Annotated in this window: 3 protein-coding genes; 2 read left to right on the top strand and 1 reads right to left on the bottom strand. The window is 62.9% G+C overall.

The annotated features are described in order from the left end of the window. The first annotated feature begins 34 nt into the window (after positions 1-34). Entirely contained in the window at positions 35-565 is a 531-nt protein-coding gene (locus MF270_RS28090) for an imm11 family protein (protein WP_238368869.1), read from the top strand. Between the two features lie 138 nt (positions 566-703). On the opposite strand, the gene MF270_RS28085 is transcribed toward MF270_RS28090, so the two are convergent. Then, positions 704-907 carry a hypothetical protein gene (locus MF270_RS28085; protein ID WP_238368868.1) on the bottom strand — a complete coding sequence of 68 codons (204 nt, stop codon included), beginning with the start codon at positions 905-907 and terminating at the stop codon, positions 704-706. Positions 908-1,056: 149 nt separating this feature from the next. On the opposite strand from MF270_RS28085, the gene MF270_RS28080 reads away from it, so the two are divergent. Beyond that, positions 1,057-1,977 carry a LysR family transcriptional regulator gene (locus tag MF270_RS28080; protein WP_238368867.1) on the top strand — a complete coding sequence of 307 codons (921 nt, stop codon included), beginning with the start codon at positions 1,057-1,059 and terminating at the stop codon, positions 1,975-1,977. The last annotated feature ends 254 nt before the right edge of the window (positions 1,978-2,231 follow it).

Here is a 2,231-nt window from a genome sequence, read left to right as displayed (position 1 = left end):
AAGATCAGACATGTTCACCGCTCGTTTTTGAGCCGTGAATCACGCCACCAAGCGGAAATCAATAGGTCCTGACCCTAGAGACATCGTCAGGTTCGGCAGTGTGACAGTGGTCAGCGCGGCCTTTCGAGATGTCCTGTTAACCTGCGACCCGGAGGGTGGGCATGAATTCGTGCCCTGCCTCATCATGGACGAATGTGGCCGACCGGCGAGCCAAGTAGAACACTATCATTTCTGGTGCGGACGGAGACTTTATTTCGAGCCCAGAGGTGAGCCAGATTACCGCTTTGACAGCACTCTTCCAGTTTTCTCTTTCGAAGCAAAATTGCTCGGAAATCTTGCACAGGCGCAGTTTGCCGCCAAGGTTCCGGTTTGGGTTCATGGCAGTCAGATGGGTACTGTCTATTTTGACGAAGACGTATTTTCTTGTCTGAGCAAGGTCGGCCTGTCCGGCCTCACAGAGTTCTCGGAACGCGGCGGGCGCTTTTCGGAGCTACCAGACGGAACGAAACTCTCTCTCCAAGAGGATGTCGGTCATATCCGCGTGCCCGTCGACAGCGGCAGCTGAACCCAAGGCTATGACGGCGAGGGACGCCATCCGCAAACGAAAAATCCCCCGCGGCGCCGGGCAGGGCACATGCGGGGGCAGGAGAGGCACAAAAGGTCACTCGTTACGGGTCGGGTCGCGAGGGTGCGCGCGGCCCGTTCAGTCTTCGTCGGTCAGCACGGCCTTGCCGCCCTTGTAGGCCAGCTTGCCCGCGCCGATGGCGGCCTTGCCGACCATCTTGCCGGTGCCGGCGGCCACGCCGACCGTGTTGTCGATCACCTGGTCCGAGGTGCAGGCGGTCAGGGCGCCCGTTGCGGTGATGAGGGCGGCGATGAAACCGATCCGGAGTGCGAATTTCGTCATGTCTTTTCCTTTCATCTCCAAAGGCTTGTGGCCTCGGTGGGGCAGGGGCGTCGCGCCTCCTGCTGACAAGGGAAGAGATAGGGGATGGCATCCATAAGGAAAAACGAATAAGAAATATGTTTGAGACGAGCATTGCTTATGGATAGCCCATGGACATCACCCTGATCCGCACCTTCCTCGAAGTTGCCGCCACCGGATCCTTCGTGAACGCCGCCGACCGGCTGTTCGTCACGCAAAGCGCGGTCAGCCTGCGGGTGCAGCGGCTCGAGGACAGCCTGGGCCGGCCGCTCTTCACCCGCTCCAAGGCTGGGGCCGAGATGACCCCGGCGGGACGCGAGTTCGAACGCTACGCCCTGTCGATGCTCAAGCTCTGGGAGGAGGCGCGCCAGCAGGTCGCGATCCCCGAGGGCTTTACCGAAAGCCTGACGCTGGGCGCGCAATATTCGCTCTGGCCCCGGCTGGGGTTCCGCTGGATCGACCGCCTGCGCGCCGCGCGCCCCGCGCTGACCATCCGGGCCGAGATCGGCATGCCCGACCGCCTGACCCGTTTCCTGGTCGAAGGCGTGGTGCAGGCGGCGCTGATGTACACGCCGCAGCTGCGCCCCGGCCTCGAGGCGCTGCGGGTGATGGAGGAAGACCTCGTCCTCGTCGCCGCCTGGCCCGGCCCGGACCTGGCCGAGCTGCCGGGCCGCTATGCCTTTGTCGACTGGGGGCCGGAATTCGTGCAGGCCCATGCGCTGCACCTGCCGGCGCTGACGACCCCCGGCCTGACGCTGAGCCTTGGCGCCATGGCCGCCGATTTCATCGCCCGCCGCGGCATGGCCGCCTACCTGCCCGCCCGCTACGTGAAACGGTATTTGGATGCGGGCCAGCTGCACCTCGTGCACGACGCGCCGATCTTTCCCTACCCGGTCTGGGCGCTCTTCCGCGACGACTTGCCTGTGGCGCTGCGCGATGCGGCGGTCCTGGCCTTGCGCGGCGTGGCGACCGAGATGGAGGGCGAACAGGAGGCCGTTCTGGACGCGCTGGAGGGGATAAGCGACGGGGTGGAGGTGTTGGGGGCTTCATAGTGCTTCGATCTCCCGTTGGCCGATCGACTTTGGCGATCTGACGAAGTCTAGCATTCTAGCGCTTTGTCATGAGTTCGTTGTTTGAACAGTTCCAAGTCGAGCAATTACAAAGACGGCGGCACGATGCGCGGCATAGGCCTCTTCCATCGTGACTGTGACCTCTCCGTATCTGGCCTCTGAATAGCCCCGCGTTTCTTAGACGCCTTCGGCTCTCAGTTTCCGCTGCCGTTCGAACTCGACGGGCGACAGCATCC

The organism is Mesobacterium pallidum (assembly GCF_019966535.1).
GTDB classification, from domain to species: Bacteria; Pseudomonadota; Alphaproteobacteria; order Rhodobacterales; family Rhodobacteraceae; genus Mesobacterium; species Mesobacterium pallidum.
Note: the sequence above shows the minus strand (reverse complement) of the source record. Positions and strands in the feature narration are given on the sequence as shown.

What these genes read in the sequence shown, in the direction of transcription:
- MF270_RS28080 (WP_238368867.1), top strand. Translation starts at nt 1,057, where the DNA reads ATGGACATCACCCTGATCCGCACCTTCCTCGAAGTTGCCGCCACCGGA.
- MF270_RS28085 (WP_238368868.1), bottom strand. Translation starts at nt 907, where the DNA reads ATGACGAAATTCGCACTCCGGATCGGTTTCATCGCCGCCCTCATCACC.